This is a genomic window from Yersinia sp. Marseille-Q5920, from assembly GCF_946902935.1.
GTDB lineage: Bacteria > Pseudomonadota > Gammaproteobacteria > Enterobacterales > Enterobacteriaceae > Yersinia > Yersinia rochesterensis.
The window spans coordinates 504,292-531,053 of record NZ_CAMPQA010000001.1 but is presented as its reverse complement, the minus strand read 5'-3'; the positions used below and the strand labels follow the sequence as shown (position 1 = coordinate 531,053).

The window sequence follows — 26,762 nt, the reverse complement described above, 5'->3', positions numbered from 1 at the left end:
CGGGTCGAAGGGATTTATCTGGATTATCACAATACTTGGTCATCTTATGTATGAGTTTGCCCGTTACAGCGCCACATAGTTCAAATATTAATCAATCGAAAGATTCATCATAACAATCCAATAAATCTTAACTATGCTTGAATTCATACAGGCCGATGTTGCTAAAATGTTAATCAAATTCATTAATTTCATTTATCATTTATATTTGTTAATTATAAGAGTGGCTTTGTTTTTCTTATGCATCACGGCTTCTGGCTGAAACGATTAATTTACTTGTTTATCAATATATTTTGTTTTTTTAATTGAGTGGTTACTTCGTTTTTTTTCGTGTGTTTATTATTTGGTTTATTAATGCTTACAGCATAAATGAAAAATTTTATTTTACAGTTTTAAAAATATCTACTTATATTTAAATCGTGTCCGCCAGCTTGTTGTTCAAGATCACATTAAAAAAATAAGTATAAAGATAGGTCGCACTGATTTTTTTGCTGTTACTCATCACACCAGAAATAAGCTTAAGCCCTCTTGACTGAGGTGTTTATTGACCCTCCTACGTCCGACTTATCAGGCTCCCCCGATAAGCTCTTACGCGGAGATAGCGTCTTGCTTGATTTTTGAGGTTATCCATGGCGAATTCAACGGTTGGCGCAATTGATATTATTTCGCGGCAAAATGGGGCATTGATTGCAGAGGTTGCTAGCAACCCGTCAGTTGTGGCGCTTAACGGGCTGAGCATTGTGCGGATTCATGGCACGGCCGAAAGCGTCGCCCGCTATGAGCGTCAGGGCAATGACCTGATTTTGCACATGAAAAACGGCACTACTACGCGCTATCAGCACTTTTTTACCATGGACGCAGAAGGGCATTACAGTGAGTTAGTGTTTGATGACGGCGTTAATCCGCCGGTGCAGGTCACTTTCCCGCTAGCCATGGGGGCTGGCGCGGGTGATGCTATCCTGGTTCCGCAATTGACAGTCATCGACAGTGTGGCTGGCTTGGCGTTAAACAGCAGTGCCGGTTCCGCCGGGCTATTGGCGGGGGCTTTGGGCTTCCTCGCGATTGCGGGCGGGATTGGTATCGCCGCATCACACAGCAGTAATAGTCACTCAGGTGGCAGCAGTTCAGGCGGTAATATCGATCCGCCTGCCGGCCCGACCTTGAAAGTTAACCCATTGACGGGCGATAACCTCCTCAATGGCAATGAAGTGAAAACCAGCCAAACATTGAGCGGCACGACAACTGGCATCGCGGCAGGGCAAGTGGTTAATATACAAATTAACGGCACGACCTACACGGCGAAAGTCGAAGCGGATGGTTCGTGGCGTGTTTTGCTCCCCTCTTCCGTGTTGCAAGGCTTGCATGATGGCAACTATAACGTCGTCGTCACCGTCGCGAATGGTAGCGGTCAGACTGTAGAGCAAACTATCACTGTGGTGGTTGATACTACCGCGCCCACATTGACTCTTTCCCCGGTCGCCGGTGACGGCATTATTAATGCTTCCGAGGCCAAAATGCCGGTCGCCATTAGCGGGACATCATCAGCCATTGGCGCAACGGTGACGGTGACATTTCACGGAAAAACCTATACCGGCACAGTGCAAAGTGATGGTCGCTGGAGTGTCAATGTTCCGGCCAGTGCATTGGTTGGGTTAGCTGACGGCTCACAATCTATATCCGCCACGGTGAGCGACAGTGCCGGTAACCGCACCAGTGTTAGCGGGAATGTCATTATTGATGCCGATCCTGCCAACTTGCCAACCTTGCTGATAAATACTTTCGCCAATGACAATCATCTGAATGGTGCAGAGCAGAAAGTCAGCCAAACACTAAGTGGCGAAACTACCCATATTGAAGCGGGTCGGCTGGTGCTCATCACACTGAATAATAAGACCTATGCCGCCACTGTTGGGGCCGACGGTAAATGGAGCACTCAGATACCACCCGCCGATTTGGCCATGCTCGCCAATGGTTCCGCCACTATTCATGCACAAGTCACTGATGCGGCCGGTAATCTTGCCAGCAAAGACGGCTCTTTTATTGTCGATAGCACACAGGGTGGTTTGGGGATAAATCCCGTCGCGGGCGATAACCTGATTAATGCCAATGAAGCGCAGACTGACCTGACGGTCACTGGCACCTCGGCAGGTTTGGCGGTGAATACGCCGGTAACCGTGGTGCTAAATGGGGTTTCTTATACCGGCATCGTGGATGCCAATGGCAACTGGAGCGTCCTTATTCCGAAAGGGAATTTAGCGCAACTCGCGGATGGGGCCATCACCTTAACAGTACAAGCCGCCGGTTTGCCAGACGCCAGCTTACCACTAGGGATTTACATCCATAATCTGCCGGTCGCCACCTTTAGTACGCCTTTTGGTGATGGAAAACTGAATAGCGCAGAGGTCAATGCCGATCAAATACTTCACGGAACCACGGGGGTCAAGGGGGCCGGTCAGACCGTGACGGTGAGTTTTAATGGCGTGACTTACCATCCGAAAGTGGCCCTGGATGGCAGTTGGTCACTGACTTTCCCCGCGGCGGCTTTGCAAGCGATCGGGCAGGGAAATATCCCTCTACTGGTGACTGCCAGTGATGTGGCGGGCAACAGTAATACACATTCATTAACCGTCAAGGTGGATACTCAAGCGCCGACACTGACACTCAATACTGTGGCCGGTGACGGCATCATTAATGCCATTGAAACCGCAGCTCCGATAACCCTCAGTGGCCGCAGTTCTGAAATTGGTGCCACCGTCACTATCACTTACAAAGGGAAAACCTATTCAGCGGTGGTGATGGCGAATGGTTCCTGGCATGTCGATATTCCTGCCGGTGCGTTATCGGGCATAGCTGATGGCCGCTATCCCTTAACGGCCACTGTCACTGATGCGGCTGGCAACACAACCCACGTCACCACCAATGTGACGTTGGATGCCAATCCGGCTAATTTCCCCACAATCGCCATCAATACCTTTGCGGGTAACAATATTTTGGATGGCGCAGAACAGCGGGTTGACCAAATAATCAGCGGCACGACCACCAAAGTGGAAGCGGGCCGGGTGGTGACTATATTGCTGAATGGCAAAACTTACACCGCCGCTGTCGCCGCAGATGGTAGTTGGAGTGCTAAAGTCAGCGCCGCTGATTTGGCTCTGCTGGCGAACGGCAATGCCAATATCACCGCCACCGTCACCGATGTCAGCGGTAATTTTGCCACTGAAACTCATGTCATTACCGTCAATGATAAGTTAGCGGGGCTGGGCATTAATCCAATTACTGGCGATAACCTGATTAATGCGGCTGAAGCCGCAGCAGGGGTCACTGTCAGTGGTACGACTTTCAATGTGAATAGCGGGCAAACTATCACCCTGACATTGAATGGTAAAACTTATACAGCGAAGGTCGGGGCCGGTGGTCTTTGGCATGCGCAGATCCCCGCGGGCGATCTGGCTCAATTAGCCGATGGCAAAGTGACATTATCCGCCAGCACCACGGATGCCACGGGCCACGCGATAAATAGCTCGGCAACATTGGGGATTTACACCCATACATTGCCGACGACCAGTCTGGCGCTTCCTTTTGGCGACGGCACCCTCAATATTGCGGAAGCGGCCCTCGGCCAGACCTTGAAAGGCAGCACCGGCGTGACGGGCAGTGGTCAGCAGGTGAGTGTGAAATTCGGCGGTGTGACTTACTCTGCCACAGTTGCTGCCGACGGCACTTGGTCATTGTCTGTGCCGGTCAATGTGCTGCAAGGATTGGGGCAAGGCAATCAACCGCTGGTGATAACCGCCAGTGACGCCGCGGGGAATAGCAATACGCTGAGCACCCAATTTAAAGTGGATACTCAAGCGCCCAGTTTGTCGGTATTGCCTATCGCGACTGACAACATTATCAATGGCACTGAAGCTGCCGCAAGTGTTGCGATTAATGGCAACAGCACGGAAATTGGCGCTACCGTAAAAGTGACTTTCGCGGGGCAGACATACTCCGCGCTGGTGCAGCCCAATGGTAGCTGGAGTGTCGCTATCCCCGCCGGCGCGCTGTCATCCCTCAGTGATGGGCGCTATGTGGTCAGCACGCAAGTTCAGGATGCGGCGGGCAATAGCACGACGGTGACACAGAATGTCACCTTGGATGCTGACCCACGTAATTTCCCAACACTGATGATTAATACTTTTGCCGGTAATAATATTCTGGATGGTGCTGAACAGAAAGTGAGCCAGACTGTCAGCGGCAGCACGACCGGAATTGAAGCCGGGCGCGTGATTACTGTCACTCTTAATGGCAAAACTTACAGCGCAACTGTCGATTCTGCGGGTCATTGGAGCACCAATATCCCCGTCGGAGATTTAGCTTTGCTGACCAATGGCATGGCGAACATTACTGCGACGGTCAGTGACATCAATGGGAATTCGGCCAGCGCTAACCACAGTATTATTGTCAACAATGCTCAAAGTGGGATTGGTATCAGCCCACTGACTGGCGACAACCTGATCAATGCGCAAGAAGCGGCGGCGGGCATCACGGTGAATGGCACCTCTAGTAATTTGAATGCCAATCAGACGATTATTCTGACGCTGAATGGAAAAACTTACACCACGACCACCGGCGCGGAGGGGAACTGGAGTCTGAAATTGCCCGCCGGAGATTTAGTTTTGCTAGCTGATGGCAACGCCACTCTGACCGCAACCGCGACAGACAGCGCGGGCAACACGGTGTCCTCCAGCAGTTCTCTCGGGATCTATATCCATAATCTGCCCGCCGCAGTGACCAACCAGCCCTTTGGGGATGGCACTCTCACCCAAACAGAGGCGAATGTCAGCCAAAGCATCAATGGGAGCACCGGTGTCACGGGTGCTGGGCAGACGGTGACAGTGACCGTGGGCGGCAAAACTTATCCGGCGTCAGTCGGCAATGACGGCCAGTGGTCATTGACTTTACCACCCGCAGTGCTGCAAGGCGGGCAGTCAATTACAGTGCAAGTTACTGATGTGGCGGGCAATACTAATAGCGTATCCACGGCCATTTCCGTCGATACGTTGCCGCCGGAACTGTCGGTGGGGCCGATTGCCACTGATGGCGTGATAAATGCCAATGAAGCGGCAGCCAATGTCCCGGTATTTGGTACCTCCAATGAAGTCGGAGCGGTGGTGAGTGTCACGGTAAATGGGCAAACTTACCCCACCACGGTGGGTAACTCCGGGAGTTGGAGTGTCAATATCCCGGCCAATACGCTCAATTTGCTGGCCGATGGCACTTACCCCATCACGATTTCCATTCAGGATAGCGTCGGCAACACCACCGCCGTGACCGAGAATATCAAGTTGGTCACTCAATCGGTGCCAAATCCAATCCTGAATACGCCATTTGCTGATGGCTATCTCAATGCGGCGGAAGTGACCGCCAGCCAAACATTAACCGGCAGCACCGGTGTTAGTGGCGCGGGGCAACGGGTGGTGGTGACGGTGGGTGGGGTGGCCCATACCCTGGCGGCGGATAACAATGGCAACTGGCAATTAACCTTACAACCGGCGGAATTACAAAATCTGCCCAATGGCAATCTGGTGATTTCGGTCGCGGCGACGGATAGCGCGGGCAACAGCAATACCTTTACCGGTAGCGCCACGGTGGATAAAGTCGCGCCAAACTTGTTGGTCGACTCCATCAGTGGCGATAACATTATTAATGCTTCCGAGGCATTAAGTACCGTCAATGTTACCGGTACCGCGTCAGTATCCGATGCAGGGCGGACGGTCTCAATCCAACTGAATGGCGTGACTTACAGCGCTCTGGTTCAACCCAATGGCAGTTGGAGCATTCCGTTGAGCAGCAGCGTGTTGCAAGGGCTGGCTGATGGAAGTTACCCGGTGAGTATCACTCTCAGTGATAGCGCCGGTAACCAAACCGCCGTTGACCGGACTCTGACTATTGATGCTGCTCCGGCGAATCTCCCGACAGTCACCATCAGCGCCATCTCCGGCGATAACTTTATCAGTCGGAATGAATCTACGCAGGACGTGCTGCTCACCGGGGTTTCCAGTCATGTCGAGTCCGGGCGCACCGTCAGTGTGACACTGAATAGCAAAACCTACAGCGGTACAGTGCAAAGTGATGGGAACTGGCAAGTGACGATTCCAGCAGCCGAGGTCAGTAAATTGCCGGAAGGGGCTTCCACGGCACAGGCGGCGGTCACGGATGTGGCGGGGAACCCAGCGAGTGATACCCATCAGGTCACGGTGATTGCGACTCTGGCGGACCAACCCACATTGACTGTCTCCACGGTGACCAGTGACGACATCATCAATTATCAGGAAAGTCAGTCAGCGCTGACCATCAGCGGCAATAGTCAGCGGGTGCAAGCTGGGCAAACCGTGACGGTCAATTTGCACGGAAAAAACTATCAAGGAATGGTGCAGGCCGACGGCAGTTGGAGTGTTTCGGTTCCGGCCGCAGATGTGCAAACGCTGCCGCAGGGCAATAATGTGATTAACGCCAGTGTTAATGATGTGGCGCAAAACCCTGCCAGCGCCACCCATAATGTGACGGTGGATACTCAACCGCCATTGCTCACTGTGGATGTGCAAACCCACCTCGATAATGTATTGAATTTGGACGACGCCTTGCTCGGCGTGGTGGTGAAAGGCTCCTGTGCCGGTGATGCGGGGCTGACGGTGACTGTCACCGTCAATGGGCATGACTATAAAACTCAAGTTCAAAGTGATGGGAGCTGGAGTCTGACACTTCCTTCCGCTGATCTTTTACTGCTGGGGGATGGCCCCTTAGCGGGCGGGGTGAAAGTCAGTGTGACGGATAGCGCGGGCAATGAAAGTCACGATATCACCAACCTCAATGTGGCTATTCATACTCTGCCGACCCTGACGGTAGCGCCGTTATTTGGCGATAACATATTAAGTGTCAGTGAAATTGGGGCCAACGCCACCCTGACGGGCGGCTGTAGCAATTTAGATATCGGCACGGCGGTGGTGGTGTCGATTAATGGCAAAAATTACAGCGGCAGTGTCACCTCAGCCGGTATCTGGTCGGTCAATATCAGCGCCACAGACCTGCAAAGCTTGAGTGACGGTATGACCAAAGTCACTGTCAACGCCACGGATGCGGATTCAGGTAACAAAGCTTCGATCAGCGCCGATCTGGATATCTTAATTCATAATGTGCCGCACATTACACTACCGGCCTTGCCGTTCGGTGATGGCTATCTTAACAAGTTGGAGGCCGCCGCCAGCCAGATTTTGACTGGGAATACCGGTGCCACCGGCAGTGGGCAAACTATTACCGTGAAAATTGATGGGGTGACTTACCCCGCCATCGTCGCATTGGATGGCACTTGGATTTGCACGTTGCCTGCGGGCGCATTAAATAATTTACCCGACGGGCCGCATACTATTTCCGTCACTGTGACTGACCGGGTGGGCAACAGTGATACCGAGTCCGTTAACTTTGATTCCCTGCTAACCCTGAGTCCCAATCCTACTTTTGATGCCGGGCCGATTATTGGCGGCATTCTGAATGCGGCTGAAGCGGCGGCGGGCGGGGAATTAACCGGCACCACCGGCATTGTGGGCGGCAAACAACAGGCCACGGTGACCATCAACGGCACGGGCTACGCAGCAGTGGTGACCGAGGACGGTAAATGGACACTAACCCTGACGCCAGAGGTGCTGAAAGCCTTGCCGGAGGGGGTATGGGATGTCACGGCCACCGCCAAAGATGCGGCGGGTAATAGCGGCTCGCTGACCAGCCAGGTCGAGGTGCTCATCCACAATTTACCGCATCCGACACTAATTTTACCGTTTGGCGATGGCGTATTGAACCACACGGAAGCTTTACTGGGGCAGACATTGAGTGGCAGCACCGGGATAACAGGTAGCGGGCAGACAGTGGCGATCTCCATTGATAACACGCTAATAAAAACCATTACCGCCAATCTCGATGGCAGTTGGTCACTGCCTCTGCTGACGGGGCAATTAACCAGCTTAGTGGCCGGCCCACATACCATTGGTATCATTGTCACGGATCGTGGCGGCAATGAAGTGGCTATTCTGCCCGACCAACCTATCATTTTCACTTCACAACAGCAGTTGCCAACGCCGTCTGTCGATACACTTTCTTTTGGTGCCAACATCAATATTGCCGAAGCCGGGGCCGTCACCACCATTACCGGTAAAACCGGAATAAAGGGCGATAATCAGGATGTGCAGTTGAGGATTGATATTGGCGGCATCAGCTATCCTGGTGTGGTGGATGCCAGCAATGGTCATTGGACGGTCACTATCCCGTCGGGCGCGCTCAATGGCCTGACGAATGGTCAACATCAAATCAATGTCACCGTCACCGACTCTGCCGGTAACAGCAATACCGGGCTGGCAAACTTTGACAGTTTCCTGACACCGCCACTGCCCACCATCAGCACCCCACCGTTTGGCGCGGTATTGAACCTGTCCGAGGCCGGAACCGACCAATTATTGACGGGCACCACCGGTTTGCTGAACACCGCGCAAACCGTGAAAGTGACATTGAATGGCGTGGAATATAACGCCGATGTCAACAGTGTGACGGGGATATGGACACTCACGGTGCTGGCGGCAGATTTAAAACTTATTCCCGATGGGCCGCAAGCTATCACCGTCGATGTGCTTGATGGCGGCGGTAACAGTGGCAGCACCTCGCTCGAGATTGGCGTACTGACTCATACATTGCCGACCGTCACCATTTTTGCCCCACCATTTGGTGTTGAGCTGGATTTCGATGAAAGCAAAACACCGCAAGTCATCAGCGGTACCACCACCAATATGGCCGTCGGGAGTCAGGTTAATATTACCTTTGGCAACCTGAATTTCACCGCCATTGTGGGGCTAAATGGCAGTTGGTCAACGACCCTGAGCAGTGCTCAGTTGGGTACTTTGCCGAACGGAAATACGCCGCTGAGTGCCACAGTGACGGATAGCGCGGGGAATGTGGGTAATACCGCCGCGCCAATTAACGTCAATGTTAATATTGTTGCTCCGACGGTGGTGCTCACCATCGACCCAATTAATCTCGATAATATTATCAATGCGGCCCATGATCCGCAGACCATTACCATCAGCGGGAAAGTCACGAATACGCTAAGTGGCGCGGTCACACTCAATATCAATGGCAGCATTATTGGGGGGCCGTTGGTGATAGGGCTGGATGGCAGTTGGTCTGTAGCATTGCCAAAAGTTAACTTCCCTGATGGTGATTATCAGATAACAGTCTCATTGGTGGGAGGCACGGCTTCCGAAGAGGTGGGGCTGCTGGTCGACCGCATCCCACCGACATTAACACTTTCGCCATTTGCCGGTGATAACACCCTGAATGCGCTGGAGTCTAAATCGCCACAGTTGGTCAGTGGGGTGGCTTCAATTGATGACATTGGGCGCACGGTGACAGTGACGCTGAATAATAAAAATTACTCGGCTCTGGTCGGGGCACAGGGCAAATGGAGTGTCAGTATCCCAACGGCTGATTTGCAGGCGCTGCCGCCGGGAGATAACACCCTGACGGCGACCCTCACCGACTTGGCGGGGAACAGTCTTAGCCAAAAACCCATCATTCATGTTGATACCACCCCAGCACTTATCACTCTGGATGTCACTGCGCCGATACTGAACAGCAATCTCCTCGGATCAATACTGTCCGGCACGGCACTGGGAGCGGAAGGAAAAACCTTAACTCTGACATTGAATAACACCACGCTCACCACGATTGTCGGCAATGATGGCAAATGGAGCCTCAATGTATTGCCGCAAAATCTGGCGGGGATCGCCGATGGCCCACTGGTGGTGGGGTTGAGTGTGACGGACACTGCCGGTAACCCCAGCAGCACCAATGTTACAGTGAATGTGGCGCTGAATCAGGCGTTGGCACTGGTTGTTGACCCGATCTTCAATGGCGGCTATCTCAATGCCCTCGGTGCATTGGTCGATCAAACCTTGTCCGGTAGCGCATTGAGTGCGGGTTTAGGGGCTAAAGTTAAGGTCACTATTAATGGACATGAGCTGGTTGCCGACGTGGGTGCCAATGGCAAATGGACACTGACACTTCCCACCGCAGAGTTAAGCCAATTGGCTAATGGCGCGTTAACGCTGAATATCAGCGTAACGGATGCCAATAATAACGTGGTGCAGCTCCTCCCTGCGCCGGTGCTGAATGTTCTGACCCATAACTTACCGACTTTCGGCACCCTGGACTCGCTGTTTGGTGGCGATAGCATCCTTAATGGCGCGGAGTCCATCGTGACCCAAACGCTGGGTGGGGTGATAAATAATGTGGCCGCTGGGGCGACCGTCACTATCACCATCGGTACCCAAGTGCTGACCACCCAAGTGCAGGCCGGGGGGGTGTGGCATGTAGATTTACTGCCGTCATTATTGGGTGGATTGCAGGACGGTAGCTTGCAAGTGGGTATTTCGGTGAAAGATATCGCCGGTAATATCGTCAATACGCAAGTGGGAATTACGGTACTGACGCACAATCTGCCGTTGGTGACTTTGAATCCTATCTTTGGTGACGGCATCTTGAATGCGGCTGATTTGCTGTTAAATCAAACTATTAGTGGCACAGTTAAAAATATCCCCGCCAATACTTCGGTCACCATCAAACTGGGAGGCGCGGATTTAACGGCAATTGTCGGCACGGATGGCACTTTCAGTGTGCTGGTTGACCGCCTCACATTGAATGGATTGCTGGCCGGTTCACTGAATGTCACGGCCACAGTAACCGATTCTGCGGGCAACACGAATACCGCTACTCGCCCGTTACTGGTGGATGTCACTCTGCCGGTGATTACGCTGAACCCTATCTTTGGCGACGGCAAACTCAGTCTGGCGGATACCGTGATTGCGCAAATTATTGGCGGTACGGTCAGCGGGGTGGATGCGGGGACGCAGGTGAACGTCACTCTGGGAGGTAAAACATTCTTTGGCACCACGGCGGCGAATGGCAGTTTCACTGTCACCCTGCAACCGGCTGATTTAACAGCATTACTCAATGGCAATTTGAGTGTGGATGTCTCTGTAACCGATCTCGCTGGCAACACCGGGGCGGCGACGGGCAGTGTCAATGTGCTGATCAGCAATGTGCCGAAACTGATATTGGACCCTATTTTTGGTGACGGGCTGCTCAATATTAGTGACAGCAAAATTGAGCAAACCATCAGCGGGACGGTGGTCAATGGTGTTGTGGGGGCGGATGTCGTGGTGCAAGTTGGCTCCAGTCAATTGACTGCGACCGTCGGGGCTGGCGGTGTCTGGAGTGTTCAGGTACCAACCAACATATTGAATGGATTGTTGGATGGCAGCCAAACTATCAGCGCATCATTAGTTGATAGCGCCGGGAATGCCACCAGCGCCAATGGATTGGTCAATGTGCTGATCCATGCCCAGCCAACCCTGTCAGTCAATCCTATCTTTGGTGATGGCATCCTCAGTGTGGCGGATTTGCTGGTGGCACAGACCATCAGTGGCACCACCAGCAATGTGGCACTAGGGACTCAAATTAATGTCGTCCTGAATGGTAAATCTTACTTCGCGACCGTGGGGGCGGGCGGAAACTGGAGTGTGCTTATCCAGCCGATTGATTTAAAAACGCTGGTGACCGACGGCCCACTGACGGTAAATGTTTCGCTGCAAGATGCCGTGGGTAACCCGGCCAGCAATTCTGGCGTGTTGAGTGTGATAGCCAACGGCTTGCCGACGCTGACATTGGATCCTATTTTCGGTGACGGTTTACTGAATGCTGCCGATGCACTGCTCAGCCAAACTATCAGCGGACATAGCACCTTTGCCGCCGGATCCAATCTGAATGTGACTGTCGGCAATCTGACACTGAATACTACCGTGAAAGCCGATGGCAGTTGGAGCATTGCGGTGTCTCCATTGATGTTGGCGGGGTTGTTGGATGGCAGTTTCACCGCCAGCGCCAGCTTAACCAACGCCGCCGGTCACAGCGCCAATGCCACTGCGCCAGTTACCGTCGGGATCAGTTTGCCCACTTTGACGCTGAACCCATTCTTTGCGTCTGACCATTATCTCAGCGGGCTTGAATCCACCACGGCCCAAGTGCTCTCCGGCACCAGCACCCATGCTGCTGGCTCACAAATCACAGTGACGGTGGGCGGGGCGGTGTTGACTAGCACCATTGGCAGTGACGGCAGTTGGAGTGTGCCCATTACCCCGTCAGTCCTGACCGGTTTGTTGGACGGTTCCGCCAAAATTGGCGTTTCAGTTACTGATGCGGTCGGCAATAATGTCTCGGTTAACACTGATTTTACAGTGAAAACCCATGCTTTACCGCTACTGAGTGTCGATGTGTTAGGCAATGTTGGCAACTTACTGTTGTTGCCAGTCAACGGGCTGATGGTTTCTGGCTCCAGCTTAAATCTGCTGACCAATACCAAAGTCAGTGTGACTTTACTTGGGCAAACCCTCGAGGGCACGGTCGACAGTAGCGGTCACTGGAATGTTAAATTTTTCGGCTCTTTCCTCAAGGCGCTGAATGTCGTCAGCATTTTAACCACCACGGTGGCGGTATCGGCCACCGACGAAGCCGGTAACTACAAAGGAATCTCTGTTGGCTTGCTTTCCGGCGGCTCCGGCACTCAATTATTGTCAGCTGACCATGATATTCAAGCTGCCAGCATGATGGTCACCAATGATACGAATATCGCCCATTCAGCCAGTGTGGAAAACCACCCACTGGCAGCCACCAGTGATCAATCAGTTTCTCCTCAGGCGAAGTCCACGTTAGTTGAGCCGCTGGCGGAGCCTATCGACAGCATTCTCACCACCAAGGTTACAGAGGGCGGCTATACCATCGGCGGCGTCACGCTGAACTTGGCGGATGGCGCAGTGATCTCTGGAGAAACACTGACCGGCAGCAGCGGCGCAGATACTTTCACCGTTAACTCTTTGAATTTCAGTCATCTGGATGGCGGGCTGGGAATGGATACCTTGCTGCTAGACGGATCGCATCAAACACTGAACCTGACCAGTTTGGGGCTGAAAGTGGAGCATATCGAAATCATTGATTTAGGTAATAGCGGCACCAACAGTGTCCGGCTTGATTTGCACGATGCGTTAACGCTGACCGATAAACCGCAGGATGATTTGTTGATTAAAGGGGCGCAGGGCGGCGAAGTCACTCTCAGTAATACCCCGGAGGGCGTTTGGAGCAGTATTGGGCAGCGCAGTATTGATGGGCAGGCGTTTGACGTCTACCACAATTCATCGCTCGACAGCAGCAACACATTGGGGGATGTGTTGATTCAGCACGGTCTGCAAGTGCATTTGGTGTGAAATCACTCACACGGTAAGAGCAAAAAGACCCTAAAAATGATCGGCACGGGAGTATGTCGGCGATGAAAATAAAAATAAGGCACTTTGTGGCGGGGGGCATTCCCGGCGCATGGTGGGCGGTGATGGTGTTGTCAATCATGGCTCAGTTGCCCGTTCGGGCGGCTGAACCCCCGATGGTACCGGCATTTAAATGGCAGGCCGCACCAAGTGAGGAGCAATTGGCGGAACTCAGCTTGCGCGAAGCTATCTTGCGTGCATTTGCCCGTAATCCGCAAATCGCGCAGGCCGCGGCGCAAATAAAAGTGGGGCAAGGGGATTTGGATGTCGCCGAAAGTGCCTGGTATCCGCAGATTTCCTTGCAGGGAACCACCGGGAAATCACATCAAACTGACTCGGCTGGCAGTCTCAATAGCAATGCATCCGCTGGGGTCCAACTGAGCCAGTTATTGTATGACTTTGGCAAAACCGGCGGCAGTATTGATGAGCAGGAATCTCTGTCGGATGCTTATCGATATGACCTGTTCAACACCATGACTGCCGTGGGGTTGAGCACTGTTCAGACCTACTTGCAAGTCAAGCGCTACCAGGCTTTAAGTGTGGTAGCGCGTAGCAATATTGCTTCTCTGGAGAGAGTCAAAGAGACCGCCCAACTCAGGGCTGATGCGGGCCTGAGTTCACAATCTGATGTTCTGCAAGCTGAAACCCGTATTGCCGGAATGGTGGCGACACTGGAACAATATCGGGCACAACAGCGCTCAGCTCAAGCTCAACTCACGGTACTGACGGGGGTGGTGTCCGATAATCTGCCGGATCTGCCCAAAGATCTACTCAAGCAAAAAGTCACTCTCAACGCCATTCCCTATGACGCCAGCAGCGCCGTACGCAGCGCCGAGGCCAAACAACAGGCCGCAATGCAGCGAGTGCGGCAAAGCCAGGCGCAGCACTGGCCCACCTTAAAGATTCAAGCGGGCAGGACGCGCTATGAAAATGAGTCGCGCTCTTATTGGGATGATCAGGTGCAATTGGCGGTTGAAGCACCGGTTTATCAGGGCGGTGCGGTCAGTGCCAAAGTGAGGGCAGCGCAGGGCGCGCGCGCAGCGGCACAAGCTGAAGTTGAAAAAGCCAAGCTGGATGTGAATCAAAAAGCGGCAATGGCCTACGCCGATATGATTGGCGCGATACAGCGGCAGCAGGCGGGGGAGCAGCAACTGCAAAGCGCCGAGCACACCCGCAGTGTCTATCAGGATGAATATAAACTCAGCAAACGTAGCCTGAATGATTTATTGAGTGTCGAGCAAGAAGTGCTGCAAGCCGATTCAATGCGGTTGATGGCGCTGTATGACGGCTGGGATGCTACTGCGCGTTATGCCTCGGCGGTCGATAATCTGGTGGATATGTTGGGAATTGACCGGGTTGCTCAGAGTGGTGAGCGGCTGCCAACCTTGTAATGCCGCCAGAAGAATCTCAGAGGGCGCGGAGCGTTAGGGTTAATTGACCGAAAATGCGCAGGTGACAGAGGTAACATGACAACGCAATCTACGCCAACAGAGGTCTGGGTCACCGCAATGGCGAGAGTTGCCAGCTATTACGGCAACCCCGCAGATGTGAACTTTCTTGCCCAGCAAATGCGCTGGTTCGAGCAATTAAGTGGTTTACGCCAACTGGAGCGACTCAGTGGGCTGCTGGGCTTACAGTCAAATGTAATGCCATTGAAAAAAGTCCGCTGGCGCAATGAGTTACTGCCGGTGTTGCTGGAGTTAGAATCCGGCAGTGTGGCGGTGTTGGAGCACCTGTCTGATGATGGGCTGGTGAGTTATTGGCTCAGTGATGGCGGCGATGTGGTGCGTGAGGCGCAGTTGCAAGAGTTACTGGCGCGTAGTCAAGGCCGGGTGATCATGGTGGGGGTTGCCAATCGTGGCCGGGATAGCCGTATTGATGAATTTATCCGCCCCTACCGCAAGCATTGGTTTTGGCAAAATTTCCGTGGGGCGGAGCGCAAAATTGCGGAAATTTCACTCGCCTCGGTGCTGGGCAATGTGCTGGCACTGGGCGGCATCCTATTTTCAATGCAAGTTTACGACCGGGTTATTCCGGCGCAATCATATGCCACATTGTGGGTGCTGTTTTTTGGCGTTTTACTGGCCGCGTTTATGGAATATATCATCCGCCTGACGCGCACTCAGATCTCTGATTTGATGGGCAAAAAAATCGACCTCAATGTGTCGTCGATGCTATTTGTCCGGGCGATGGCGATTAAAAACGAAGCGCGCCCAAAATCCACCGGATCATTTATTTCCCAGCTACGTGAAATTGATCAAGTTCGCGAGTTACTGACCTCCACCACCGTCAGTGCAGCGGCAGATATGCCTTTTGTCTTACTGTTTTTGGCTATCATGGCGTTTATTGGCGGCCCACTGGTGGTCATCCCGCTGTTGGCGATCCCACTCATTGTTATCCCCGGTTTATTGATTCAATTCCCGCTGGCGAAACTGGCTAAAGAGGGCATGCGCGAAGGGGCTTTGCGCAATGCGATTCTGGTCGAAACCATTGAAGGTATTGAAGATATTAAAGCTTTACAGGCCGAACCTTACTTTCAGCGCCAATGGGAGCAAACCCATGAAGTGAGTGCCGCGGTAGGGATGAAACAGCGGTTATGGGGCGCTCGTCTGACGGGGTGGGCATCGACCGTCTCGCAATTGACTTATGCCGGTATGCTGGTTTTTGGCACCTATTTGGTGCTGGCCGGGGAGATAACCACCGGCACGCTGGTCGCCAGCAGCTTACTTTCCTCCAGAACTATCGCGCCATTAATGCAACTGACCATGGTTTTCTCGCGCTGGCAGCATGCCAAAAGCGCCATGGCCGGCTTGAATGAACTGCTCAAAAAACCATTGGATCGCCCCGAAGAGGGGGAATTGGCGCATTGCCCGATCCTGAACGGCCACTATCAATTGCGTAATCTGCAATACACCTACGACGAAGAAAAAGGGCAAAGTGTGGTCACCATCGGCGCACTGGACATCAAGCCGGGGGAAAAAGTGGCGATTCTGGGCAAGGTGGGGGCGGGTAAATCCACCTTATTGAAATTATTGGCCGGTCAAGCCAGCGCCACACAGGGCAAGGTAGTGATTGATGGGGTTGATATCAAACGCATTGAACCGGCAGATTTACGCCGCCAACTGGGTTTTTTATCGCAGGATTCCCGCCTGTTTTTTGGCTCGCTGCGGCAAAACCTGATGCTGGGGCACCCTCATGCTACGGAGCAGGAAATGATTCAGGCGCTGCGGATCAGTGGCGCGATAGCTATGGTGCAACAGGACGCGGCCTGTCTTGACCGGATCATTAATGAGGGTGGGCAGGGGTTATCCGGCGGTCAGCGGCAAATGGTATTGCTGAGCCGGATGATTTTGCGCAATCCGCAAGTGGTGTTGATGGATGAGCCGACGGCATCAATGGACGAGCAACTGGAAGATTATGTTATTAGCCAGATGCATACCTGGCTGGATGGTCGCATGTTGGTGTTAGTGACCCATAGGCCGGCGTTATTAAAGCTGGTGGATCGCATCATTGTTATGGATAACGGTCGGGTGGCGGCGGATGGCCCACGGGACCATATTCTCAGCGCGATGGCGAATAAATCTCAACAGGGTGCCGCCTAATAGGAGTGAGTCATGGTCAATTTGAGCTTGGAGCAAGAGAGGGCACATCAGGAACGGCGCATGTCAGCCATTGTTTGGCTGATGTTGGTCGGAATGATTGTGATGTTCATCTGGGCGTATTTCGCCATTCTGGATGAGGTCACAGTGGGGACTGGGAAAGTCACGCCATCGAGTCGCGCGCAGCTAATAGAAAGCCTTGATGGTGGGATTATCAATGAGTTGCTGGTACACGAAGGCGCCATCATCAATAAAGGACAAACTCTGGCTCGCCTTGATCCCACCCGTTTTCAATCTAATTATGGTGAAGCCGCCGCGCGAGTGCGAACGTTACGTGCCTCTTCCGAGCGCCTAAGGGCCGAATTGACGGGGGCGGCATTGGCTTTCAGTGCGGACACCTTAAAAGAGCCGGAGCTGGTGGCGCGTGAGACGCAATTTTACCTTTCCCGTCGGCAAAACCTCAATGAAACCGTAAGCAACTTACAACAATCGCTAAAACTGATGCAGCAGGAATTGCGCATGACTGAACCGCTGGTGGCTAAGGGCGCAGCCAGTCAGGTCGAAGTGATTCGGTTGCAACGCCAAATCAGTGACTTGCGCGGTAAAATTGATGAAGCTCGCAATCAATATGCAGTGAGAGCCCGCGAAGAGCAGGTTAAGAATAATGCAGATTTAGATGCACAGTTGCAGGTAGTTTCTGGCAAGCAAGACCAACTCACCCGGACAACACTGATTTCACCGGTGCGGGGGATAGTAAAGGATATTCAGGTTTCAACCGTCGGGGGCGTGTTGCAACCTGGCGGTAAATTGATGGAAATTGTCCCCATCGAAGAGCAACTGTTGATTGAAACACGGATTAACCCGCGAGATATTGCTTATATCCGGCCTGGGTTGTCAGCGACAGTTAAAATAACGGCTTATGATTCATCCATTTATGGGAATCTGGAGGGGGTAGTGGAAACTGTATCGCCGGATACTTTGCAAGATGAGGTCAAGCGAGATCAATTTTATTATCGGATTTATGTTCGCACTAATCGGGCCGACCTGACCAATAAGGCCGGTAAATTATTCCCCATACTACCGGGCATGGTGGCCAGTGTGGAGATTAAAACGGGTCAGAAAACTGTTTTGGATTATCTCATCAAGCCGCTGAATAAAGTGAAAGAATCATTACGAGAGCGCTAATATTATGGCGCATTTTTTCACCTTTATTTGTGCCACATGGTGGGCGCATCCTAGTATCATATGGCTATATATATGAATAAAAGCCAATGAGCAGCAGGATTATAGTTAGTCGATAAAGCTAACTATAATTCTTAATCATCTGAACTATTTGTGCTTAAATATAAGTGTGAAACTATATTATTCATCTATAATTTAATTGTGTAACTATAGTGAAAATTATAAATATATTTTTGACTCTATGTCGCTGGCAATAAAAAGCCGGTCAAAAGACCGGCCGTAACACTAACGAATTATCTGGCTGCGCGAGCCACAATGAAGGAAATAGTAAAATAATGATGATAGCGGATTTATTATAGTTCTTGACTGTTAGATATTTCTTATCAATTTGTGCTATGTAATTATTTTACTATCTTATTGATTAATATGGTAAAAATTATTTATTGATTATGTATGCTATATTTTTTAGTGTTTTTAAATTCTGTTAAAGTTCGCCAATATTAACATATTGAAATACTTTATAGACATATGAAACATTATCCGAAACTTCGTAGCATTTTCTGTATAGATTAATCCTAATATTATTACCACAATAGAATAACCCTATTGGGAAAATATGCTCATAAGAGCAGTGGCATAGTTAGATCTAATAATTAGAGGATAATAACGATGAAACTTCGAGTTCTTTCCCTGCTGGTTCCTGCTTTATTAGTTGCCGGTAGCGCAGGCGCGGCTGAAATTTACAGTAAAGACGGCAACAAGCTGGATCTGTACGGTAAAGTCGATGGCCTGCATTATTTTTCTGACGACAAAAGCAAAGATGGCGACCAGTCTTACATGCGTTTTGGCCTGAAAGGCGAAACACAAATTAGTGACCAACTGACCGGTTACGGCCAGTGGGAATATCAAGCAAATCTAAACAAAGCGGAAGACCAAGACCAAGGTAACTTCACCCGTGTTGGCTTTGCTGGTTTGAAATTTGCTGATTTCGGTTCTTTCGACTACGGCCGTAACTATGGTGTGCTGTACGACGTAACTTCATGGACTGACGTACTGCCAGAATTCGGTGGTGATACTTACGGTGCTGACAACTTCCTGTCACAACGTGGTAACGGCATGGCGACTTACCGTAACACCAACTTCTTTGGTCTGGTGGATGGCCTGAACTTTGCTCTGCAATATCAGGGCAAAAATGGCAGCGGTACTGAAACCAACAATGGCCGTGATGTACAAGGTCAGAATGGTGACGGCTATGGTATGTCCGTTTCTTATGATTTGGGCTGGGGCGTGAGCGCATCTGCTGCGATGGCCAGTTCTAAACGTACTGATGACCAGAATAAACTGGCATTTGGCCATGGTGATCGCGCTGACGCGTACACCGGTGGTTTGAAATATGATGCGAACAATGTCTATCTGGCCGCAAATTATGCCCAGACTTACAACTTGACTCGCTTCGGTAACTTCAACAATGACACTGACTCAGGTTTTGCCAACAAAGCACAAAACATCGAGTTAGTGGCTCAGTATCAGTTTGATTTCGGCCTGCGCCCATCCGTGGCTTACCTGCAATCTAAAGGTAAAGACCTTGGCAACGGCTATGGTGACCAGGATCTGCTGAAATATGTTGATGTCGGCGCGACTTACTACTTCAACAAAAATATGTCCACCTATGTTGATTACAAAATCAACCTGTTGGATGAAAATACCTTTACCAAAAATGCCGGTATCAACACTGATGATATCGTAGCGGTTGGTTTGGTTTACCAGTTCTAATCCTGCTGACAGGGTGGTTCTGATAAAACGCGGTCATTTGGCCGCGTTTTTTGTACCCGCGTTTTGTTGTTAGTCGGCTGAACTCCCCATTCACACATGGGCGCATTTTTAATCATTTTGCTTTTTTTTGACCACTTTTGGCATGAACTTTAACCAAACGAACTAAAATTTCATTTTTTTTGAATGAAACACTAGACATATCATCACGCTATAGATGATAATCCCGCTCATTGGAAGGATGGCCGAGTGGTTTAAGGCAACGGTCTTGAAAACCGTCGACTGTAACAGGTCCTAGAGTTCGAATCTCTATCCTTCCGCCAAATTACGCCGGCATAGCTCAGTTGGTAGAGCAACTGACTTGTAATCAGTAGGTCCCGAGTTCGACTCTTGGTGCCGGCACCAATTAAAATCCCGTTATCTGAATAAGATAACGGGATTTTTGCTTTCCGACAAATTTGCATCGCGGCAGGATTTCTCACTGCCGCTGATTGAGTCAGCTATTCTTCGCTAACTGCGCGACCAACCGATTCACGCCATCACTCATATTGGTGAATTTCGTCAGTTGCGTGCGGGTGACCACCACGAAAACTGCAATATTCTTCTCGGGGATCATCGCCATATAAGTAATAAATCCGCCACCGCCACCGGTTTTCTGCATGATGCCCGGCAGTTCAGCATTTGGTGCCATGTAGACCCAGCCTAGCCCCAGCGCATCGGCCTGACCGGCAACATCCATCCCTTTTAATGAAACCAAATCGCGACGTTGGAAATACAGCGCTTGTTCACGTTTGGCTGTGCTTTTACGTGCGTTGTTATTGGAAGCTAAGAATTGCTGCATCCAGCGCTGCATATCTTCTGGTGTCGAGTAAACCCCGCCACTGCCCGCCGCCGCTATGGTGTTTTCACAGCGGCTGCTGCCCACGCCGATCATCAAACGGCTACATTGCTCTGCCGTTGGGGTGAGGGTGGTGTTTCGCATACCCAGCGGTGCGGTGATTTTATCTCGTAATAAGCTGGTATAAGGTTTCCCGGAGGCGCGTGATAGCGCGTCTGCCAGCAAATCGTAAGCCAAATTGGAATAAGCCGCTTTCACACCAGGGGGCACAGTCATATTGGCCAGTTTCAACCATTGCCAGCGGTTATCTTTGGTCGGCCAGGTAAACACCGGCCTTTTTTGCGGGCCACCGGGCTGTTCACGAGGCAGGCCGCTGGTGTGGCTGGCCAGATTGAGCAAAGTCATCGGCTGTTTCGCATTATAAGCTGGGACTTTGGCTCCTTTAGGGGCCCATTTTTGCAAAGGGTCAGTTAATTTTACTGTGCCATCCTCAGCCAGTTTTACCATCACCTCACTGGTCATCAGCTTGGTAATAGAGGCAATGCGGATCAATGAATCTGGCCGTGGGCGCAAATTGTTACCGGGCTTGGTTTCGCCAAAACTGCGGTTAACTACTTGATTATTATCAATAACGACCAGCGCCATCCCCATGGCCCCGCTGTTATAGAAGATATGTTCGGCATATTGATCAACAACTTGTGATGTCAAAAGCTCGGTGTTGGCGTAGCCGTGCAGTGGGATAGTGAACAGAGCCGCGGCCAGTAACGGGGAAGAAAAATGTTTCAGCAATCTTTTGTCCATGATCAAAAAGCAAAATAACAGTCATAGACTTATAGTAATCGGATATTTGTATAAAACATGCTGAAATTTTCAAACAGACGAATAATTTACATTACGGGGATAAGGACGGGGATAAAAAACCGCAGCGGGCAGGGCCGTTGCGGTTTGGGGTAACTATCGAGATTAATTAACTTTCAGTGACCGGCTTAGGGATCACATTGGATGATTCTTTCATGCCAAGCGGGTTATTCCCCCAGCACTGCTCATACTTCCAGCCGGTGAGCTCTTCCGCTACCGCTCTGGCATGAGCCGGAATATCTGCCATGGCACCACCGTTTTTAATCCGATCAATTTCTTCCAGCAGAATCTTATGATTTTTGCGGTCCAGTTTCATCTGCGTAGTGTAATAGATTGCCACCAGTGCCAGTGAGATAACGCCGATAGCAAACACCCCGACAATGGCTTGCACTGCCATTTCTGGCTGGCTGGATTGGCCGGAAACAAAACCAAAGTGGCTTAATGTCCAGCCCATAGCGAAGACAATAATTGAGCGCACCATTTTGCCAGCGAATGTCATGGCGCCAGCATAAATCCCTTCACGGCGACGCCCCGTCAACACTTCGTCCACATCCGCCAAGAAAGTATAAACCGTCCATGGAATGTAGTAGATACCGCCGGTGCTTAAACCGAAAACAGCAGTGATGCAGAACAACACAATCACTGTCGTGGCTTGAGACCAACCGGTGAAATAGAGCGCCGCATAGGCAATCACACTGACAATCACCACTTGCAAGGCAATGCGGAACGGGCGAGCAAAGCCCATTTTGACGCAAATACCGATAAAGATAGCGGTAGAAATCAACTGCATGATTGAACTGAAACTGTTGAGCTGAGAAACCAGCGTTGCATCCTGGCCCAGACCAAAAATAATAAAGTATGTGAATGCAGACGCGAACAACCATTCAGCACCAAAACCGAACAGGTACATGCCCAGATGTTTGCGGAAAATACGCAGATGGAAAGTGGAGGCCATATCCACACACATTTTTTTCAAGGCTTGGCCCAAACTGCTAGTGGTTTCTCTCACCACTTCGCTGGCCGGGCGCTCCCAGGATGAGCTGTAAAGCCAAATCATGGCGCAGCACATAATCAAGCCGTAGGCGATACCGGTATAGAGGAAAGGCGTTGCGGAATCTTTACCATAAATAGCAATAAACTGGCCGGGGATAAAAGCCGCCAGGAAGTTGGCGACCTTGCCGAAAATAGCTTTAGAACCGGTTAATTTTGAGCGTTTGGCAAAATCAGTGGTCATCTCGGTCGCCAGTGTTTCATACGGCACCATGATGGAGGTATAAATCAGTTCAAACAATGCGTAGGTCAGCAAGTAATACCAGAAACCAAATCCGCTCATCCACAGCATTGGATAGACCAATACCAGTGGAATACCCAGCAAGATAAAGAAGCGCCGGCGGCCAAATAGACGGCCAAGTCGGGTATTGTAAAAGTTATCAGTGATATAACCCATTACCGGGTTACTGATTGCATCGAGAATACTGGCGATTGAAAAAATAGTGGCCGCCTCTACCACCGACAGCCCGCAAAAGGTGGTGTAGAAATACATCAGCCAGGCACCACTGATTGCCAGCGCCCCGCTCCCCAGTAAGTTAGCGCTCCCATACGCCAACGTATGTCTTGTTGTAATAGCTTTACTCATTCTTACCGCCACCTCAAATTAAAACAATGTTTCATTAATAATGGATAATCGTTTTGTTTATAAAGGAGTGTTGCCGTTAAAAATGAGCGTTGGATCACGAAAAAGGGTTTTGTCGCCAGAAATAGCGCGTATCACAGTAAAAATTGATATGAATCAATTTAGTAGAGAGGTGGAAATATTCAGTAAAAAACAAAATATCTATAAGAATATGAATGAGTGATAATGCCTGCTTATGACAATCGTGACCGTGATAAGTGTGGCAAGATTTAAATCAGTTTTCTGAAATATCATCATTGGCATTAAATCTTATTATTCTGACAACTTGCCCACCGGGTGAAAGTATTCATATTGGGCAAGTGTGAAGTGTGAAGTGTTACGGGCATGGCCCATGAATGAATTCTGGCTGCAAGAGTGGCTAGCAGTGAAGGACGTAAAATGGCGAAGAAAAACCCTTATTATGATGCCAGTAAGCCACACCATACAGAGTTTGGATTTCAGAATCTGGAGCCAGTTGTCCATCATTCGCAGGATCTGAAACGCTGGCGTGAGGAGCGAAAGCGCCAGTCCTTACCGAAACCCCCGCAGCAAGGTTATGCACAGTTTGTCACTGACTGGTGGCAACCGGCAGATTTCAGCGGCCAACAAGATGCTTTGTGGTGGCTGGGACATGCTTCGTTATTATTGCGTGTAAGTGGCAAAACTGTGCTGTTTGATCCCGTGCTGTCCAGCCGGGCTTCGCCGCTCAATTTTTACGGCCCAGAGCGCAGGACACCTGCACCTGCCAGCGTAAAGGAGTTACCGCATATTGATGTAGTTGTGATTTCTCACAATCATTATGACCATTTGGATGTCAGAACCATTACCCAATTATTATGCCGTTTCCCCGACGTGACTTTTTTAGCGCCACTGGGGCTGAAAAGTTGGTTTCTGCAGCATGGTGCTCGCCATGTTCATGAATTAGATTGGTGGGATAGCCATCTTGCCGCCGAATTTGAGTTTCATTGTGTGCCCGCGCGGCATTGGAGCATGCGCACACCTTGGGATCGTAACCAAAGTTTGTGGTCGGGCTGGGTGGTTAAGCGCGATGAAATCAATTTCTATTTCACCGGTGACACGGGGTATAGCCCGCAATTACTGACCATTGGTGAAAGATTGGGGCCATTTAACTATGCGGCATTGCCGATTGGTGCTTATGCCCCGCGTTGGTTTATGAACGCGCAGCATATGGATCCGCAGCAATCAGTGCAGTTATTTAAACAATTACAGCAACCTGTGACGGTGCCTATCCACTGGGGGGTGTTTGAGTTGGCCGATGAATCTCTGGATGAACCGCCACAACAGCTGAAGCTCGCGTTGACAGAAGCCGGGATTGCGCCAGACAATTTCGCACCGCTTAAAATTGGCGCGCGGATAGTGCTTGAGTAGGATAATGCTTGAGTAGGGCGTTGCAGCGGGTTGAATGTCACTCGCTGCAACGAAAGGGCATTAGATCTTGAATTGGTTCACGGCACTGGTCAAATCAGCCGCCTGGGCTTGTAATGCAGCAGAGGCCGCGGTTGATTCCTGCACCAATGCGGCATTTTGTTGCACCATGGTATCCAATTGAGTCACTGCGCTATTTATCTCATTAATACCGCGCATTTGTTCATCTGCCGCATTAGTGATTTCTGACATAATTGTCGTGACATCAGATACACTGCTCACAATCTCGGTCATGGTATTACTGGCTTGCCGCACCTGACCGGAGCCAGAGGCAACACTGCTCACCGTCGAGTCAATCAGGGTTTTAATCTCTTTTGCCGCTTGTGCGCTGCGTTGCGCTAAGGTGCGAACTTCTCCCGCCACCACGGCAAATCCACGACCTTGCTCACCGGCGCGCGCAGCTTCTACTGCCGCATTCAGTGCCAGAATATTGGTCTGGAAAGCGATGCCATCAATGACACTGGTAATATCCCCGATTTTGCCCGAAGCCGCCTCAATAGACTCCATGGTCGTGATAACTTTCGCGATAACTTCGCCACCACGAGAAGCATCATTGGCGGCTGAGAGAACCGCGGTATTAGCTTGCCTTGCCGCACTGGCAGATTGCGCCACGGTTGCTGAGATTTGTTCGAGTGCTGCCGAGGTTTGTTGCAAACTGGCAGCGGCTGACTCTGTTCGGCCAGACAAATCCTGATTACCTGCCGCAATTTCATTCGCCGCAATGCTGACAGATTCGCTGGTATTGCGGATCTGCGCCATAACGCCGCTGAGTTTGTCAGCAAATTTATTGAATGAAATGGCTATTTTGGCCATTTCATCACGGCCTTCTACCGGCAAGCGCTGGGTTAAATCTTCCGAGCCAGAACTGATAGCATCCATAGCCTTATGGACATGATTCAGTGGTGTCAGGGCGCGCTGGGTAATCAGGCTAATAATGACAATGGCAATTAAGATGATGACAATCAGGGTTACCAGGGATGTGGTCAATAATGAGCGCATACCGGCAGTGGCGTGGGCTTTGTCCAGCGCGACGACAGTAAACCACTGAGTGCCGGGGACCGCTTGTGCAAGTAACAACTTAGTGCTGCCATCAATCTCAGCCGCGGTAGGGGCGGTTGCGGTCAACAGGGCTTTAAGATCCAATGTCGGCGCGATTTCACTCAGCGGTTTTAGGGTTAATTGCACGTCTGGATGGGCGATAATTGTGCCGTTAGCATCAATTAACATACCAAAACTACCCTCTGTTGGATGGATAGATTTTACGTTTGTAATCACGCTGTCCATGGTGACATCGGCAGCTAATACCCCTTTCACATTGCCATCCTGAATAATAGGCAAGGCAAAAGTCACGACTAATTGATTAGTTCCTGCATCAATATAAGGGGGGGTCACCACTGGGCTACCCGCTTTCACTGCTTGTAAATACCAAGGGCGACCGGTGGGATCATAGTCAGCAGGAATGCCATCTGGATTAGAAAAAATAGCCGTCTTATTTGCGTAACCGATATAAACGTTAATAAAGTTACCCGCCGCAGCCACTTGGCGTAAAGCTGCAATAGGGTCTGCTGCCAATGCGCTTTCTTTAAGCGACACAATCATCTGTGTTTTCATCGCCACCCAATCTGCAATCCCAACCCCATGGCTGGCAGTTACCGCCTTCAAGGTATTATCGATAGCACTATTGTTATATTTGTTGGCAACGGAGTAGTTAAAATAAGTATTAATGGCAAGCGAACCAGCCACGATGATGATACAGGCAGCCAGAATACGTGAACGAATGGAATCAAGCATAGAGCGTCCTAAATGTAGGGGAGGGCATAATTCAAGTAACGGCGTGATATAGAAAAACTTGAGGTGAGTCACAGTAACAAACTTCCATTTATGCACCATTGTTAATTCTTCTTTATGTAATGGTGACAAGGTAGGAGAATTTTGTTGAGAATGATATTCAATAAAAACAGAAACTTGACTATTCTTGCAAACCTAACGTAGCCGTAAAAATT

9 protein-coding genes and 2 tRNA genes are annotated in these 26,762 nt (G+C 50.7%); 8 read left to right on the top strand and 3 right to left on the bottom strand.

What is annotated here, in order from left to right; translation table 11 throughout:
* The first annotated feature begins 626 nt into the window (after positions 1 to 626).
* From OVO64_RS02560 to OVO64_RS02530, 7 genes are all read left to right on the top strand, one after another.
* On the top strand, positions 627 to 13,337 hold the full coding sequence (locus OVO64_RS02560; RefSeq protein ID WP_267248598.1) for an Ig-like domain-containing protein: 12,711 nt from the start codon (positions 627 to 629) through the stop codon (positions 13,335 to 13,337).
* A gap of 137 nt (positions 13,338 to 13,474) precedes the next feature.
* On the top strand, positions 13,475 to 14,785 hold the full coding sequence (locus OVO64_RS02555) for a TolC family outer membrane protein (protein ID WP_050291415.1): 1,311 nt from the start codon (positions 13,475 to 13,477) through the stop codon (positions 14,783 to 14,785).
* Positions 14,786 to 14,860: 75 nt separating this feature from the next.
* Positions 14,861 to 16,996, top strand: coding sequence for a type I secretion system permease/ATPase (locus OVO64_RS02550; RefSeq protein ID WP_050291320.1), 2,136 nt, complete (start codon positions 14,861 to 14,863; stop codon positions 16,994 to 16,996).
* A 12-nt stretch (positions 16,997 to 17,008) separates the two neighbouring features.
* Positions 17,009 to 18,178: an HlyD family efflux transporter periplasmic adaptor subunit gene (locus OVO64_RS02545; RefSeq protein ID WP_042562391.1), complete on the top strand. Its 1,170-nt coding sequence runs from the start codon at positions 17,009 to 17,011 to the stop codon at positions 18,176 to 18,178.
* A 666-nt stretch (positions 18,179 to 18,844) separates the two neighbouring features.
* A complete protein-coding gene (locus tag OVO64_RS02540; RefSeq protein ID WP_267248597.1) occupies positions 18,845 to 19,948 on the top strand; it encodes a porin OmpC in 1,104 nt (367 codons plus the stop codon).
* Between the two features lie 232 nt (positions 19,949 to 20,180).
* Positions 20,181 to 20,268, top strand: a tRNA-Ser gene (locus tag OVO64_RS02535).
* Positions 20,269 to 20,274: 6 nt separating this feature from the next.
* Positions 20,275 to 20,350, top strand: a tRNA-Thr gene (locus OVO64_RS02530).
* Between the two features lie 91 nt (positions 20,351 to 20,441).
* On the opposite strand, the gene ampH is transcribed toward OVO64_RS02530, so the two are convergent.
* Together ampH and OVO64_RS02520 are read right to left on the bottom strand one after the other, a co-directional pair.
* Positions 20,442 to 21,584, bottom strand: a complete 1,143-nt coding sequence (ampH, locus tag OVO64_RS02525) for a D-alanyl-D-alanine-carboxypeptidase/endopeptidase AmpH (protein WP_038631904.1) — start codon at positions 21,582 to 21,584, stop codon at positions 20,442 to 20,444.
* Between the two features lie 166 nt (positions 21,585 to 21,750).
* Positions 21,751 to 23,277, bottom strand: a complete 1,527-nt coding sequence (locus OVO64_RS02520) for an MFS transporter (protein WP_038631906.1) — start codon at positions 23,275 to 23,277, stop codon at positions 21,751 to 21,753.
* A 435-nt stretch (positions 23,278 to 23,712) separates the two neighbouring features.
* Between OVO64_RS02520 and OVO64_RS02515 the strand changes: the two genes are divergently transcribed.
* A complete protein-coding gene (locus tag OVO64_RS02515; RefSeq protein ID WP_186377414.1) occupies positions 23,713 to 24,702 on the top strand; it encodes an MBL fold metallo-hydrolase in 990 nt (329 codons plus the stop codon).
* Between the two features lie 60 nt (positions 24,703 to 24,762).
* Here OVO64_RS02515 and OVO64_RS02510 read toward each other — a convergent pair whose 3' ends face one another.
* Positions 24,763 to 26,550 carry a methyl-accepting chemotaxis protein gene (locus OVO64_RS02510; RefSeq protein WP_038631910.1) on the bottom strand — a complete coding sequence of 596 codons (1,788 nt, stop codon included), beginning with the start codon at positions 26,548 to 26,550 and terminating at the stop codon, positions 24,763 to 24,765.
* Positions 26,551 to 26,762 lie beyond the last annotated feature (212 nt).

What these genes read in the sequence shown, in the direction of transcription:
- OVO64_RS02560 (WP_267248598.1), top strand. Translation starts at nt 627, where the DNA reads ATGGCGAATTCAACGGTTGGCGCAATTGATATTATTTCGCGGCAAAAT.
- OVO64_RS02555 (WP_050291415.1), top strand. Translation starts at nt 13,475, where the DNA reads ATGGCTCAGTTGCCCGTTCGGGCGGCTGAACCCCCGATGGTACCGGCA.
- OVO64_RS02550 (WP_050291320.1), top strand. Translation starts at nt 14,861, where the DNA reads ATGACAACGCAATCTACGCCAACAGAGGTCTGGGTCACCGCAATGGCG.
- OVO64_RS02545 (WP_042562391.1), top strand. Translation starts at nt 17,009, where the DNA reads ATGGTCAATTTGAGCTTGGAGCAAGAGAGGGCACATCAGGAACGGCGC.
- OVO64_RS02540 (WP_267248597.1), top strand. Translation starts at nt 18,845, where the DNA reads ATGAAACTTCGAGTTCTTTCCCTGCTGGTTCCTGCTTTATTAGTTGCC.
- ampH (WP_038631904.1), bottom strand. Translation starts at nt 21,584, where the DNA reads ATGGACAAAAGATTGCTGAAACATTTTTCTTCCCCGTTACTGGCCGCG.
- OVO64_RS02520 (WP_038631906.1), bottom strand. Translation starts at nt 23,277, where the DNA reads ATGAGTAAAGCTATTACAACAAGACATACGTTGGCGTATGGGAGCGCT.
- OVO64_RS02515 (WP_186377414.1), top strand. Translation starts at nt 23,713, where the DNA reads ATGGCGAAGAAAAACCCTTATTATGATGCCAGTAAGCCACACCATACA.
- OVO64_RS02510 (WP_038631910.1), bottom strand. Translation starts at nt 26,550, where the DNA reads ATGCTTGATTCCATTCGTTCACGTATTCTGGCTGCCTGTATCATCATC.